At 43.4% G+C, this 13971-nt stretch carries 15 protein-coding genes, 1 tRNA gene and 2 pseudogenes; 15 read left to right on the top strand and 3 right to left on the bottom strand.

The features are described 5' to 3' along the window. The first annotated feature begins 43 nt into the window (after positions 1-43). Together lptF and lptG are read left to right on the top strand one after the other, a co-directional pair. On the top strand, positions 44-1144 hold the full coding sequence (gene lptF / locus FEK46_RS13180; protein ID WP_105290081.1) for an LPS export ABC transporter permease LptF: 1101 nt from the start codon (positions 44-46) through the stop codon (positions 1142-1144). After that, a complete protein-coding gene (gene lptG, locus FEK46_RS13185) occupies positions 1144-2226 on the top strand; it encodes an LPS export ABC transporter permease LptG (RefSeq protein ID WP_105290080.1) in 1083 nt (360 codons plus the stop codon). Before lptF ends, lptG begins: the two co-directional genes overlap by 1 nt. Before the next feature lie 125 nt (positions 2227-2351). Here the strand turns inward: lptG and FEK46_RS13190 are convergent, their stop codons facing one another. Further along, a complete protein-coding gene (locus tag FEK46_RS13190) occupies positions 2352-3854 on the bottom strand; it encodes a helicase HerA-like C-terminal domain-containing protein (RefSeq protein WP_135560183.1) in 1503 nt (500 codons plus the stop codon). Between the two features lie 109 nt (positions 3855-3963). Then, a pseudogene (locus FEK46_RS13195) lies at positions 3964-4157 on the bottom strand (alcohol dehydrogenase); the annotation flags it as partial. Positions 4158-4350: 193 nt separating this feature from the next. Between FEK46_RS13195 and FEK46_RS13200 the strand changes: the two are divergent. Further along, positions 4351-4435: transfer RNA gene (locus tag FEK46_RS13200), tRNA-Leu, on the top strand. A gap of 1097 nt (positions 4436-5532) precedes the next feature. Here FEK46_RS13200 and FEK46_RS13215 read toward each other — a convergent pair. After that, a complete protein-coding gene (locus tag FEK46_RS13215) occupies positions 5533-6084 on the bottom strand; it encodes a recombinase family protein (protein ID WP_135560182.1) in 552 nt (183 codons plus the stop codon). Between the two features lie 1763 nt (positions 6085-7847). Between FEK46_RS13215 and FEK46_RS13220 the strand changes: the two genes are divergently transcribed. From FEK46_RS13220 to FEK46_RS13270, 12 genes and pseudogenes are all read left to right on the top strand, one after another. Further along, entirely contained in the window at positions 7848-8030 is a 183-nt protein-coding gene (locus FEK46_RS13220; protein WP_135560181.1) for a hypothetical protein, read from the top strand. Positions 8031-8051: 21 nt separating this feature from the next. Then, a complete protein-coding gene (locus FEK46_RS23395; protein ID WP_000005468.1) occupies positions 8052-8222 on the top strand; it encodes a hypothetical protein in 171 nt (56 codons plus the stop codon). Between the two features lie 53 nt (positions 8223-8275). Next, positions 8276-8845, top strand: a complete 570-nt coding sequence (locus tag FEK46_RS13225) for a transcriptional regulator (protein WP_135560180.1) — start codon at positions 8276-8278, stop codon at positions 8843-8845. A gap of 9 nt (positions 8846-8854) precedes the next feature. Continuing rightward, positions 8855-9124, top strand: coding sequence for a hypothetical protein (locus FEK46_RS13230; RefSeq protein WP_135560179.1), 270 nt, complete (start codon positions 8855-8857; stop codon positions 9122-9124). A 97-nt stretch (positions 9125-9221) separates the two neighbouring features. Then, positions 9222-9605: a hypothetical protein gene (locus tag FEK46_RS13235; RefSeq protein ID WP_135560178.1), complete on the top strand. Its 384-nt coding sequence runs from the start codon at positions 9222-9224 to the stop codon at positions 9603-9605. Between the two features lie 57 nt (positions 9606-9662). Continuing rightward, positions 9663-9866, top strand: a complete 204-nt coding sequence (locus FEK46_RS13240; protein WP_000580785.1) for a hypothetical protein — start codon at positions 9663-9665, stop codon at positions 9864-9866. Beyond that, positions 9866-10174 (top strand): transporter, encoded by a 309-nt coding sequence (locus FEK46_RS13245; RefSeq protein ID WP_135560177.1) that lies wholly within the window; start codon positions 9866-9868, stop codon positions 10172-10174. The genes FEK46_RS13240 and FEK46_RS13245 overlap by 1 nt, the downstream gene beginning before the upstream one ends. A gap of 984 nt (positions 10175-11158) precedes the next feature. Further along, positions 11159-11356, top strand: coding sequence for a hypothetical protein (locus FEK46_RS13250; RefSeq protein ID WP_000807036.1), 198 nt, complete (start codon positions 11159-11161; stop codon positions 11354-11356). A gap of 4 nt (positions 11357-11360) precedes the next feature. Next, a complete protein-coding gene (locus FEK46_RS13255; protein ID WP_021529916.1) occupies positions 11361-11744 on the top strand; it encodes a hypothetical protein in 384 nt (127 codons plus the stop codon). Between the two features lie 14 nt (positions 11745-11758). Continuing rightward, positions 11759-12790, top strand: a complete 1032-nt coding sequence (locus tag FEK46_RS13260; RefSeq protein WP_000999103.1) for a hypothetical protein — start codon at positions 11759-11761, stop codon at positions 12788-12790. A gap of 151 nt (positions 12791-12941) precedes the next feature. Then, positions 12942-13139 carry a hypothetical protein gene (locus FEK46_RS13265; protein ID WP_001387927.1) on the top strand — a complete coding sequence of 66 codons (198 nt, stop codon included), beginning with the start codon at positions 12942-12944 and terminating at the stop codon, positions 13137-13139. A 34-nt stretch (positions 13140-13173) separates the two neighbouring features. Continuing rightward, positions 13174-13971, top strand: a pseudogene (locus tag FEK46_RS13270) (hypothetical protein); the annotation flags it as partial.

A 13971-nucleotide genomic window follows, 5' to 3' on the forward strand; every position in this document is an offset into this window, starting at 1 on the left:
GCTAAAATCCTGCAAAAGACGAGTTTTTACGGGCGTATTTAAAGTGATAATCATAAGATATCTGGTGCGGGAGACGCTCAAAAGCCAGCTGGCGATACTCTTCATCTTGCTTTTGATCTTCTTCTGTCAAAAGTTAGTGAGGATCCTCGGCGCAGCGGTTGACGGCGATATTCCGGCGAATCTGGTGCTCTCCCTGTTGGGGCTGGGCGTGCCGGAAATGGCGCAGCTTATCCTGCCATTAAGCCTGTTCCTCGGGCTGCTGATGACGCTGGGCAAACTGTATACCGAAAGTGAAATTACGGTAATGCATGCCTGCGGCCTGAGCAAAGCGGTGCTGGTGAAAGCGGCGATGGTTCTCGCGGTGTTCACGGCGATTGTCGCGGCGGTTAACGTTATGTGGGCGGGGCCGTGGTCATCGCGCCATCAGGATGAAGTGCTGGCAGAAGCGAAAGCTAACCCAGGCATGGCGGCGCTGGCGCAAGGACAATTCCAGCAAGCGACTAATGGCAGCTCAGTGCTGTTCATCGAAAGCGTTGACGGCAGCGATTTCAAAGATGTGTTCCTCGCGCAAATTCGACCAAAAGGTAACGCGCGTCCTTCTGTGGTGGTGGCCGATTCCGGACATTTAACGCAACTGCGCGACGGATCCCAGGTCGTCAGCCTCAACCAGGGAACGCGCTTCGAAGGCACTGCACTGTTACGTGATTTCCGCATTACGGACTTCCAGGATTATCAGGCGATCATTGGTCACCAGGCGGTGGCGCTCGACCCGAACGATACCGACCAGATGGACATGCGCACATTGTGGAACACCGACACCGATCGTGCCCGCGCAGAACTGAACTGGCGTATCACGCTGGTATTCACTGTATTTATGATGGCGCTTATGGTCGTACCTCTGAGTGTGGTTAACCCGCGTCAGGGACGTGTCCTGTCGATGCTGCCAGCCATGCTGCTATATCTGCTTTTCTTCCTGATCCAGACCTCCCTTAAATCTAACGGCGGTAAAGGTAAGCTGGACCCGACGCTGTGGATGTGGACCGTTAACCTGATTTATCTGGCTTTGGCGATTGTTCTCAACCTTTGGGACACAGTACCGGTCCGCCGACTGCGCGCCAGTTTTTCGCGTAAAGGAGCGGTGTGATGCAACCTTTTGGTGTTCTTGACCGCTATATCGGTAAAACCATTTTCACCACCATCATGATGACGCTGTTCATGCTGGTGTCGCTCTCCGGCATTATCAAGTTTGTCGATCAGCTGAAAAAAGCCGGGCAGGGGAGTTACGACGCGGTAGGCGCGGGAATGTATACCCTGTTGAGCGTGCCGAAAGATGTGCAAATCTTCTTCCCGATGGCGGCCCTGCTGGGCGCGTTGCTCGGGCTAGGGATGCTGGCGCAGCGCAGCGAACTGGTGGTGATGCAGGCTTCTGGTTTTACCCGCATGCAAGTCGCGTTGTCAGTAATGAAAACCGCCATTCCACTGGTTTTGCTGACGATGGCGATTGGCGAATGGGTCGCGCCGCAGGGCGAACAGATGGCGCGTAATTACCGCGCGCAGGCGATGTACGGTGGTTCGCTGCTCTCTACTCAGCAAGGTTTATGGGCTAAAGATGGTGACAACTTTGTCTATATTGAGCGAGTAAAAGGTGATGAAGAGTTAGGTGGTATCAGTATTTATGCCTTTAACGAGAATCGTCGTCTGCAATCCGTTCGCTATGCCGCTTCCGCGAAGTTTGACCCTGAACATAAAGTCTGGCGTCTGTCGCAGGTTGATGAATCTGACCTGACCAATCCAAAACAGATAACCGGTTCGCAGACGGTGAGCGGCACCTGGAAAACCAACCTCACGCCGGACAAACTGGGCGTGGTGGCGCTGGATCCGGATGCGCTCTCCATCAGTGGTTTGCACAACTACGTGAAGTATCTGAAGTCTAGCGGTCAGGATGCCGGACGTTATCAGCTCAACATGTGGAGCAAAATCTTCCAGCCGCTATCCGTGGCGGTGATGATGCTGATGGCGCTGTCGTTCATCTTTGGCCCACTGCGTAGCGTACCGATGGGCGTGCGTGTGGTCACCGGTATTAGCTTCGGTTTTGTGTTCTACGTACTGGACCAGATCTTCGGCCCGCTGACGTTGGTTTACGGCATCCCGCCGATTATCGGCGCACTGTTGCCAAGCGCCAGCTTCTTCTTAATCAGTCTGTGGCTGTTAATGAGAAAATCGTAACTTGATGAATGAATAAAGGGAGCTAAAGCTCCCTTTATTATTGTTAGCAAAGTGGCGTAGGCCTGATAAGTGTAGTGCATCAGGCAAAGGCAAGCTGGTGTGAGAGAACACAAACAGCGCCTGACTTACCTTTTTCTCCCCCCAAGCAAACTCCCCAGCACACCGCGTACAATCTGATTCGTCACCTGGCGGGCGGCGCTTTTCGCCATTGTTTGCACCACGCCATCTTTCTTCCCGCCGCGTGGTCCGGTAGTGCCAAACAAAATATCCTTCAACCCACCCAGAATACCGTCATCTTCACTTATCTCTTTCCCTTTGGCCGGAGGGGTATTTTGCTGCTCGGTACTTGCCTGTACGCCTTTTTGCAACATCTCATAGGCGGATTCCCGGTCCACGTCATCTTCATACTTGCCATACACCGGGGAGTGATTAATCAAGCCATTACGCTCATCTTCTGTCACCGGCCCCATCCGTGAACAAGGCGCGATCACCATCGCACGCCCTACCACAGAAGGGCTTCCTTTCGCATCCAGAAAAGAGATCAACGCTTCGCCGGTTCCTAGTTCCTGAATCGCCTTTTCCGTATCAAATGCAGGATTAGGTCGCATGGTTTGCGCTGCCGTCTTCACCGCTTTCTGGTCTTTCGGTGTAAAGGCGCGCAGAGCGTGCTGAACACGATTTCCCAACTGCCCAAGCACGTTGTCCGGAATATCAGAAGGGTTTTGCGAAACAAACCAGACGCCCACGCCTTTTGAACGGATAAGCCTTATTACCTGTTCAATCTTATCCAGCAGCACCTGCGGCGCATCGTTAAACAACAGATGCGCTTCGTCGAAGAAAAACACCAGTTTCGGTTTATCCAGATCGCCTGCTTCCGGCAATTGTTCATACAACTCTGAAAGCATCCACAACAGGCTGGCGGCGTACAGTTTAGGCATCTGGTAGAGTTTTTCGGCGCTAAGGATATTGATAACACCCTTACCGTTGGCATCGGTACGCATCCAGTCTTTGATATCCAGCATCGGCTCACCAAAGAAATGCGTTGCCCCTTGCTGTTCCAGCGTCAGTAATCCGCGCTGGATGGCACCAACCGATGCGCTACTGATATTACCGTACTGATTCTGGAATGATTTGGCGTTATCACCGATGTATTGGGTAATCGCCCGCAAATCTTTAAAGTCGAGAAGCAACAATCCCTGATCGTCAGCAATACGGAAAATGATATTCAGGACGCCAGATTGCACATCGTTGAGATTCAACAAACGCGCCAGCAACAACGGCCCGAGATCCGATACCGTTGCCCGCACTGGATGACCTTTCTCACCAAAAATATCCCATACCACCACTGGATTCGCATGTGGTTGCCAGTCGTTGACGCCGATATTTTTCAACCGAGCGAGCAGTTTTTCCGAGGTCGTACCTTCTGCCGCAACTCCGGTCAAATCACCTTTTACATCGGCCATAAACACCGGTACGCCGATTTCTGACAGAGATTCCGCCAGTTTTTGCAGCGTGACAGTTTTACCTGTCCCCGTTGCGCCAGTAATCAGTCCGTGACGGTTAGCCATAGCGGGTAGTAAAAACAGTTCTGTGTCCGGCGTGCGGGCAATTAAACGTGGTTCGCTCATGAGATTTCCTCCAGTTCCCTGTCTGGAGTATAGGCACGGTTAAAAAGTTTTCACCACTAAATTCAGCCGATTGCGAGATATCTTAAAGGCCTGGCAGAAGCGACCCAACAAAGTCTCCGCAATTCATAATTGTAGGCACCGCACCTTGCCAGAAGTTGGTCTGATTATCGCGAATACAGGCGCCGCAGTGACCACTGCTGTGTGCAGTCCATTGACCTACCTGCGAACCTTTATTCTGCGCGGGCTACCCAAGGCAAGTAGCGAATATTGCGAGAATCCCTATTCGTTATCGACCATCGACATGCTTTTGTCGTTCTTTGGTGTTGCCCGAGAAGTGTAGAGCACGGCTGAGCGGGGCCTGGAGTGTGACAAAGGTTACATATCTCTGAAGACAACGCTGAAATTTTCAGCAATTAGCGAGGCAGGCACAAGCTGGCGCTTGCATGGTGGCGCGTGACAGGTATAATCCACAACGTTTTCCGCATACCTCTTCAGTGCCGAAGTGGCGAAATCGGTAGACGCAGTTGATTCAAAATCAACCGTAGAAATACGTGCCGGTTCGAGTCCGGCCTTCGGCACCATCAGCACTAATCAATAACGATTTTTCCGCAAATCAAGTGGTTAGGGATCTTACCCCAGCTAACTTTGTATGTGAAAAATACTAATCCCTTATCAAGTACAAAAGCCACTGTGCTTGTTAATGGCTTTGGTATGTTATCACACAGTGGCGAGTAGTTTACAGGCTCAACCTCGTAACAAGTTCCTTTGAAGCCGGAAGACGCGCCGCCGTCTATAAATCGTATACCAAAACTCTTAGCAAGATGTTCCACACCTGGCGCGGTGTCCAATGATGCTACACGTCGAGATGACGTCGCAGAGGATAAACAGGCTAAATGATGGGAAGAGTTTTAAGTGCAATAGTGGATCAAAGCCCACCTCTTCAAAACCTAACTTGATCGGGAAAGAATCAAGCTCTAGCACGGTTTCGTCCACCGGAGTACAACGGGTGCCTGATAAGAGAAGAACTGCTAAGACTTCATAGCTTTTGTGAAAAAGCCCTTTTTAGTGGATACGCCTACGGCGCTTATTTTTTGGGGTAGCCCATCAAAGGCGCTTTATGGCTCCTATTGCATTCAATAATCTCACAATCGCCAATTATTTCAGCATACCTTTATTGAGTGACTGATTTATCATACTGGTCACGATAGCAATCACTTCTAAAATGCAATGAATTTCTTGAAGAGTGGAGTTGGCATACCAAGCTGATAAGCTCCAGAAGATGATTTTGAGTAGGTTGATGTTAAAAATGTGTTTGATGGTCTTGGATAAGAGGTAAAGGAATTTACGCACAGTTAAACACTCCATTTATTTTGGAGTGATTATACTCTTTATTTTTGTGGTGTAGATTTACCCAATTTTCATTGTTTCACTTAATTGAATCTACGTCAAGAGAATGGTGTAGATTCAATGTCTTTAAAAAACAAATGATTAAAATTTTAGCGTGCGTCTTGAGGTTGTTTATTGACCGTTTTTTGCTAAGTGTAAAAAAATGTCAGCTTTCCCCGCTAGCTTAGTTACTGTCTTTTTCTCTGAAATCGGCGCATACGTGATCATCGCTCAACGCGAAAATTTGCGCCGTCAGGTCTACGCAGCGACAATTCTGAAATATCAGGAGGCATTACGCTTCCTGCTCTTTCTTAATACGTTGCACCGTCTGTGTGCTGACACTGAAATCTTTTGCTACGCTCCGAATTGATCCACCATTCGCGAGAGCGGCAACAATTCCCGTTCGATCAATTGCTTTTCCATTACCACGTTTTGCTATACGTCCAGCGGCCTTAGCTGCGGCGATCCCCTCACGCTGGCGCTCAAGCATCATTTCACGTTCCATTTGTGCCACTGCTGCAAGCACTGTGAGCATCATATTCCCTGCGGGAGAGTTCTTCCCTGTCTTAAAGTCTTCTTTATGGAAATGCACAGACACGCCGCGCTCTGTTAATTGCTCAACCGTTGCCAGTAGGTCGGCTGTATTACGGCAAAGTCGATCAATGCTGTGAACATGCAAAACATCACCTTCACGCACATAGTTCATCATTGCCTCAAACTGTGGGCGCTGGGTATTCTTGCCTGACGCTTTATCTTCAAAGACTTTATCAAGAGTTACTCCAGCTAATTGACGGTCTGTGTTTTGTTGGACAGTCGATACCCTAATGTATCCAATATTAGCCATTTTCATTTTCCTTCTGTGTTGATTTGTGTGTAGTGATTATTGATCGTGTTGATTAGGTGTGTAAAGAACTTTTTTCACTACGAAATTCGAAGGTTTTTAGTGTGGTGATTTAGCCTGCTTTATCACTACACGTCTTGCATGAGAATCATGTAGTTACGTTTTGGTAAAATTAGCAAGCTATTAAATAGTGTGTTTATTTTGAAAAAATAATTTTTTGTTGCATTAAAGAAAACTTGTTCGACAAATAATAGATTGATTTTAATCAACAATTTCTGATAGTGCTCTGTAAGCCGTATTACACAAGGCTTTGCTGATGGTGATGTAAAAGTGAAGAAAGTAAGAATTGCACTTTTAAGCTACTTTTCATTGAATTTTTTAGTATGGAATTACACAGGGATTAATCATCAATTACATTGAATTTAAGCCTGTTTTAGATGTTTAATTTTGGTAGCAAGAAACACTTTTAGAAGATCATTGCACAGATGTTATGTGATAAATGGATGTAACGGTAGGTCACTGTGAACTACCCCCACAGAATTCTGTTATCCTTAACTTTTAAAGAAATATGCACCCTAACAGAAAACTGTTACCCCAACCCTAACAGAATTATGTTAGACACCCCCACAGAATTCTGTTAGCCACCCCTACAGAATTTTGTTACCTATTAGATCAACTATCAAACTACAATTAAATTATCTTTTATAAATTCTTTTATCTTTAAAGAATAATTATAGGGATACCCGTTAGGGGAGTCTTCGACTATCCCTTAATCTATTGGCATTCGCCAGAACCTTGCACAAGTTAGAGTGTTAGTCGTTAGACTGCTTGTCATAACACATAGTTTTTGTTTGTTGATGTTAGTTAGTAGATCTATGTTCGCTAATGCCGCTCACAACGAATATGTAATCTACTATGTGCAAATAGCCTACGGCTTGCGTAAGGCTAAATAGTCTTGCGCTGTGCGCAGAACGATAATTAACTAACTACCAATCTAACGATTGAAATTTACTTGTGCAATAACCTGAGCGTAAGCGAATGGTTGTTAGTGTCTATGCGCTGTGCGCTTCAATAGTTCCATTGATGAGGCTTACGCCAATCTAACGATCATCAATCTATTTAAGAGAAAATCTATTGTGTAATACTCTGACGAGTGCAATAACCTTGTGTGCTACGCGTTAGCGATGTTAGCACATAGACACAGACAACAACCAACAACAAACAAAAAAGAAAGAATGGTTTTAGTAGTTGAAGGTTAAATAAGTTTCTACCGCTTAAATCAAGCCGTAGGCGAGCTAAACGTATATAAAGCAGGGAAACACTTAGCGGTAATAGATTAGCTCGTTATAGAGCTTCTGAGGAGCTTTACAGGTATTTTATAAGGTGTCTGAAATTAGAGTTTATCTATCATCTCCTTTTCATATACCTAACAAAGACAAAATAAGCCCCTTAAATAAGCCTCTGGCGAGCTAAACAGCCTCTACATAAGGGAATGTATTGTATTTATCAAAACCTCGTCAGAGAGCGTTTTAGAGAATAAGGAAGAATAGGAGTACTCGTAAGGGCACGAATTGCTAAGAAAAATTTTAAGCTGCTGAAAAAGATCGTATTTTTGCGAAAAGGGTATTGACAAATGTTTCTTTATATGTAATAATAGGTATTAGAGGGACAGAAAAACATTCTTCTCTAAATAATCAAAATCAATGCACTTTGAAGCCGTCAGGCTTGCAAGGTGTTTTTTTCTTTTAACTGAATAAGGAGTTTTTATGAAATGGTTTACACCGGAACACGTCGCAGAGGCATTTAAAAAAGGTGAGCTAACACGACATCAAATAGTAATGAATCGTAATATGGCAAGGAGTAGAGGTTATCCAGAGCGTGAAAAATGCTTTGACGATGCACTAAAAATTATTGATGAACTGCGTAAGGCAGGAGCAGAGAAAGAATAATAACAGGAGAAGGAGAAAACTATGAGCGAAACTACAGAAAAGAAAAGACAACCACGCACTTGCTTTCATATTCCTGATGAAGTATTTCAGGTGTTGTTTAAAGAAGCCAGAAGTAAACGTATCACTGTTACAGATTACATTCTTGATATGTTGAAAAGAGAGGCTGAAACACTCTCAAACAAAAGCAAGTGATTTTTATCACCATAGTAGCGCCGTAGAGCGTGATTACATCAAGGAGATTTTTAATGATTAATGAAGAACAATTTGTAAAAGTTCCTATGTGGATTCTAAAAATAAGCCAAGTAAACGGGCATAAATTTACAGATAGTGCTAAAAACCTTTACTGCTATCTGAGAGGGTTTGATCGTGCATTTCCCTCTTACGCTAAGATAGGCGATGTTTTTGGCATAACACCAAGAGCAGCAGAAGAAAGGGTTAAGAAATTGCTCGAAATGGGATTAATTATAAAAGATGCACGACCAGGAAGCTCTAACCTTTATCGAGTGCTTGATATTCCAAAAGGAGAATCATCACTACCTGATCCTTCTGAGAAAGAAGACGAATCTAATGAAATATTGAATGTTTCCGAAATCATCCTTGAAGAAGAAACACAAGAGCCAGAGTTCCCTGAGCGGCCCGAAATTTTTACTTGGCTTCTTTCCCTTGATAAGAAGAAACCACCGCACGAAGAAACAGAAGATTTTGTAAAACGTGCATTAGATTCAAAGAATATCTATCTTGAGAAACAGGTTTTTTACGATCTGATAATATCTCTAAGAGAAAAAAGTGAAATATACGATTCAATACCATTCTAAGGAGAATAAATGACTTATAACATCACTATAGGAAACAAAACTATTGAAATAACTGAGAGCGGATACCACATTTTAAAAGCTGTCTTGGACATAGAGTTCTCACCCCCGACAGTGGTTAGCTTTTGTAGTTTAGGCGGCTACAGCGCACAACATGTGAATCATTGGTTAAACCATTTTACATCGTTCGGTGTGCTGGATTATGAAGGGATTAACAGCACTACATTTCGTCTTTTGAAATTAAACAAAGATTTTGAATTGTTTATCACAAACAATCAATAACAACAGATTGGGCAATACATATGGCAAATGCATTTATGGCGATATTCATCGTAACAATGGCGTCCAGTTTTTATAATCCACATAAAAAGAGGGAAAAATGGGAAGAAAGAAAAAGAACAACTTAAAACGTATTGAAAAAAACAGTAACTTCAATTCAACAAGACAACGTCCACCGACACACACCAATAACGAAATTCCAGGGGAAGAGATAATATTTATTCTTGAAGCAGAATCCCCTGAATTAAGCGATGAAGAATTAGAAATAATCCAGTCAATGCCAGGCGTTTACTTTCGCCCAAGAACAAGAAAACAAACTATCATTTCTGATGGCACTCTGAAACGTTGGCAGCTTTTAGGGTTTAGCTCCTATCATCATTTTTTGGGATTTAACGCTTTCAATAATTGTGTAGGTGGTGCATCGGAAGTCGATCTGATGGCTCATTTAGAAGATACATTAGCTTCTAACAAACGTTCTAACTAATAAAATGATGGGTGTATGTATAAGCGCCCAATGAAAATATTCGAAAAAGGAAAAATAATGATTGGCTATATTCAAGAAACACAATTATTTCAGATGATCCTGTCTGATGCAAAAAACTATGCTGAGTTAATCCGACTGGCAAAAGAAACAGAAGACTACGAAGCATTAGAGCGTTATCGTGATGAAGTGCTGACGCTCAAGACACCTTTTAACATCGTATTGAATATGATTAATGATGCATTACAAGGAGAAGCCGCATAATGGAAGAAGATATTAGCAATGCAATGGAACAACTTTTAGATCTGACTATCTCACTACAAACAAGAATAAATCAAGCCTATTCAGATTTATGCGATTACACGCTCTCTCAATGCGTTATTAGCTTAATGAAGGTGAATGTAAGCCTTGACGATTTTATCTCTCTGGTGAGCGATTTAGAGCTATCAGAGGACGATGCCAGGCTGTGCACTCAAATCATCACATACACCGCCAGCACGTTAAAGGCTGCAAGTGAAGAGATTCAGCAATTAGTAGATGATTTAGCAAAAAGTGCTATTTCTTCTAAGTGATAATGAAAATCATTTGCATTTATAACGATATCATTATATAATGATATTAGGGGTAGATAAAAAGGTTTTGACTGGTGTTAATCCTTCTACTGTCATAAATCCCTGCATATGGAAGGTGATAGCCTCAAAGGTTGAGTGGCATTAACCTCTAACAAATATTACCTTCCATCTCTCAAGAAGTTTTAGAATAATCATAACTCCCTCTTTGATTGTTGATTGTTTCTACGTTGTGTTGATGAATGTTGTTAGGCATTGTGCTTAATTTTGATAAAAGCGGGTAGGTGTTATCTCCTTGCCCTTCCCGCTCTTATTTTTCATCTATGCTTATCCTAAAGCTCCTTATTTTGTCAGAAAACATTAAAGAGCCTTACACTGATAGTTATATTTTATAACTATTTACTAACATCATTAAACTATTATTTAATGACAGAAGTTAGTAACAGAATAATCTATTAAGTTGTTGTCAAAAACAATCATCTGCATAGCGTTAGCCGCAAGCAGAGAGAGTTTAGCTAAGAATGGTGCAATAAACTTTGGAAATATTGATAGCAAAACGGGTTTTATAGAATGCGGATCTATAAGCTTTGGTTGTAAAAACGATTTTCTGAAACGGTAGATTACTGTTGGTGTAGTTAATCATTATTAAAAATTTAATCTGTGAGTAGATTGGAATAGTGATTCCTTAAAATCTGACTGGTGCATCCACACCATGAAAGATAGCGGTTGGCCACCGCGCCCCGAATAGATATTCCTGATTGATTCCGCATGTTTTCCTAAGAGCATGTTTTCAGGAGTATCTATTCACCCTTTAAGCATATCATCAAGTATATTTAAAAAGTGTATTTGCTGATATGTTTAATCCTCTTATAGTTTAACTTATCAATTATGTAATTGCCCGCACGTTAAAGCCCCTTTGCTGGTCAGAATTAACCTCTTACGGCATTGGGGCTTTTTATTTGTCTGGCACTAACAGGAACGTTATTTATGAAACAAGAAATGATTATCAGCAAAGACGGGGAAACGATGATTGTTAGTGATGAAAACCTCATTAAGGTTGCCGCACTGTTGGGAGTTACTCCCGAAAGTCTTCGTTCTACCACTGCTCAATTATTTAAATCGGCTGATGCGGTTAGTCTTGCTGATGCCCTTAAATCTAAAATTAAACAACTGAAAGGAAAATAATCTTATGGCTAACCCATATGGAAAATTAAAAGCAGTGAATGCGGATAACTCCCGTTCACGCTGTAAGGTAGTAGCTTACGCTGCTGATCCAGTGCTGCAAGATCGCCTCGTCAAACTGGCTTCACCTCTCACTGACGATCTTATTGTCGGGGCTTTGCTGAAAGCCGATGGCACCAAAGCAACAACCGCTTCTGATATAGCTCACGTAGCAGTTGAACCGGCTTATGAAGGACAGGAAAGCATAGTGGTTGCACATCCTACTTTCGTTATTCTGGCTGAAGATGGGATTGAATTTAACAGTATGGAAAAGGCAAGTGTTATTGCAAAACTGCAATCTCTCGGCTTTGTAATTGCTGGTTATGAAGAACTTGCGATCCCTACGACTTAACAAGGAAAATAATAATGAATGATTTATCAACATATTTTGGCGTTAATACTGCGGTAGTAACTCCTTTTGCTTATGAGAATGCACTTAATACCCTGATTACTAATCTCGATCTGTTCGATGTGCAATATCATACAGAAAACAGCATTCTTCTTACCGACCTGATTGATCAGTTTGTGCAGGTAGCTGGGGAAACCTCGCCTTACGCTCAAAGCGACTGGAACGCCTCTAAACGTCAGGAATGGTCAAACAAACTTTTCCAGATGAAACACGTCGGCAGTATTAACGCTGTTACTTCTCGTGACCTGGAACAATACAGCCGCCAATATCCAAACCGTTCTGATGCTATGCTGGTAGCGGTTAATGATTTCTCTGAGGCTCATTACCGTTCACACGCAAACCGTGTTGAAGTGGATCTGATTACCGCGCTGCTGGGCCTGAAAGTTGAATCTGAATATGCCGGACAAGGTGATCTCGACTTCCTCGACGGTCAGGCTAAAACCACGGTACCCGCTATCGACTTTGCATCGACTACTGTTAACCCGTTCCTTGCTATTCGTAAAGCGGTGCGCTTACAGAGTGAAAAGCTGGGGTCTGGTCTTGCTGCAAAGCGAACTGGTGTAATTATCTTTGCTGCTGGCGCTGCTGCTGATGGTTTGTCATCTAACCCGCTGATCAGTGACATGGTGAAATATGCAGGCGATGCGAGTGCTACGGCCCTGTTTACCCGTATGGTTGATTCTAACCCAGCCTATGACTCTTTCCAGATTGGTGGGATCACTGTTATTGATGTGTCAATGTTTCCTGAGATTGTTGCTCACATCGGAGAGAACGGTTTCGCAATTGTTCCGGTAATGGATAAAGCGGCACAGTGTTACCAGCTTCATAGCGGCGTTGGTGTGCGTCATGCTGAGTTAGGTCAAGATGCCGTGTTGCATCACCAATATCTAATCAAGGATGAATTCCAATTCCCATCTGTGGTTACTGAGACATCTTATCTGCCAGTAAACAACATTCCGCAAGCTATCATCTTCGGATCTGCTGCGTAATAAAGCGTTAATAGACGATTCCCCATCGGGGCAATAAGGGTAAAGGGATTAACTAACCTGTAGGCGCAAATACAGTAACGAATCTCTTTGCCCTTTTTGTTTTTCTACTGTCTACAAACCCAAATAAAAATATGTATGTGAGAGAAAACCAATGAATACAGAAAACCCACAATCCTTTATTCTTAAGGCTGTAAAAGAACTGGCAGCTATTAGCGAGGAATCAGTTATAAACACATCGGCGCTTTGCCGCCTTTTAGAAATTGATGCAAATAATGTGCGCCAGCGTGTCTTTCAGACTGGGTGCAGCACTTTCGAAGCAATTCAATACTATTGCTCTAAAAAACAATAATAAACAACAATCATAATACAGGGAAACAATTAGCATGTTAGAACTTAACGTCAGCCGCTTATCAAACGTTGTCACCTTCCAGGTTGATCGACCATCATTAGAGAAAGCAAAAGCAGAAGTAGAAAAACTTCGTAAACAAATGGCGGCGGTGAAAGATATAGAATTGCGTGTTAAGACACATAAACAATCAACCGCTAAAGCAAAAAAAGACGTAGACGATATTGCTAAAAAGCAAGAACAGGCTGATAAAGCTAATGCTAAAGCACAATTAGCCGCTCAACGTGTAGTTGCAAGAGAACAAAAAGCCCTGGCAGCACGCAAAGAGAAGGCAGAATTAAAGCTTTTAGACGTTGGATCAAGCATTAGTGCATTGCACCGCCTTTCTGTAGCGGAACAATATAAAGCTATTGCACAGGCTAGAGAAATTGCCCTCCAATATGAAAGAGGAGCTATTAGTCTGGCACGTATGAATAGCCAAATGAAACGCCTACAACAGCAACAACGTAAGATTAATGGCAATCGTAACGCTCACGCTAAAGCCTATGCACCTGTTAAGGGTAGCGGGAGTATTGGCGGCGGTGCTGCGGCTGTTATGCTGGGTGGCTTAGGCGCTGGCGCTACGTATATGGCTATGAGCAAAGCCTCTGAATTTGTTACTAACAGCTTTGCGAATGCTGAAACGCTGGGTGAATTGTATAGCCGTGCGAAGCTGGGCGGTGTAGACGTTAACCAGATGAACAACATTACAGAATGGGCCTATAGAAGCGGCGTCGATTCGATGATGGGTGATCAAGGTCGTAGGAAGTATCTCTGTAGTGGCATAGTAAATTTG

The sequence above is a fragment of the Escherichia sp. E4736 genome (genome assembly GCF_005781225.1).
Taxonomy (GTDB): Bacteria; Pseudomonadota; Gammaproteobacteria; order Enterobacterales; family Enterobacteriaceae; genus Escherichia.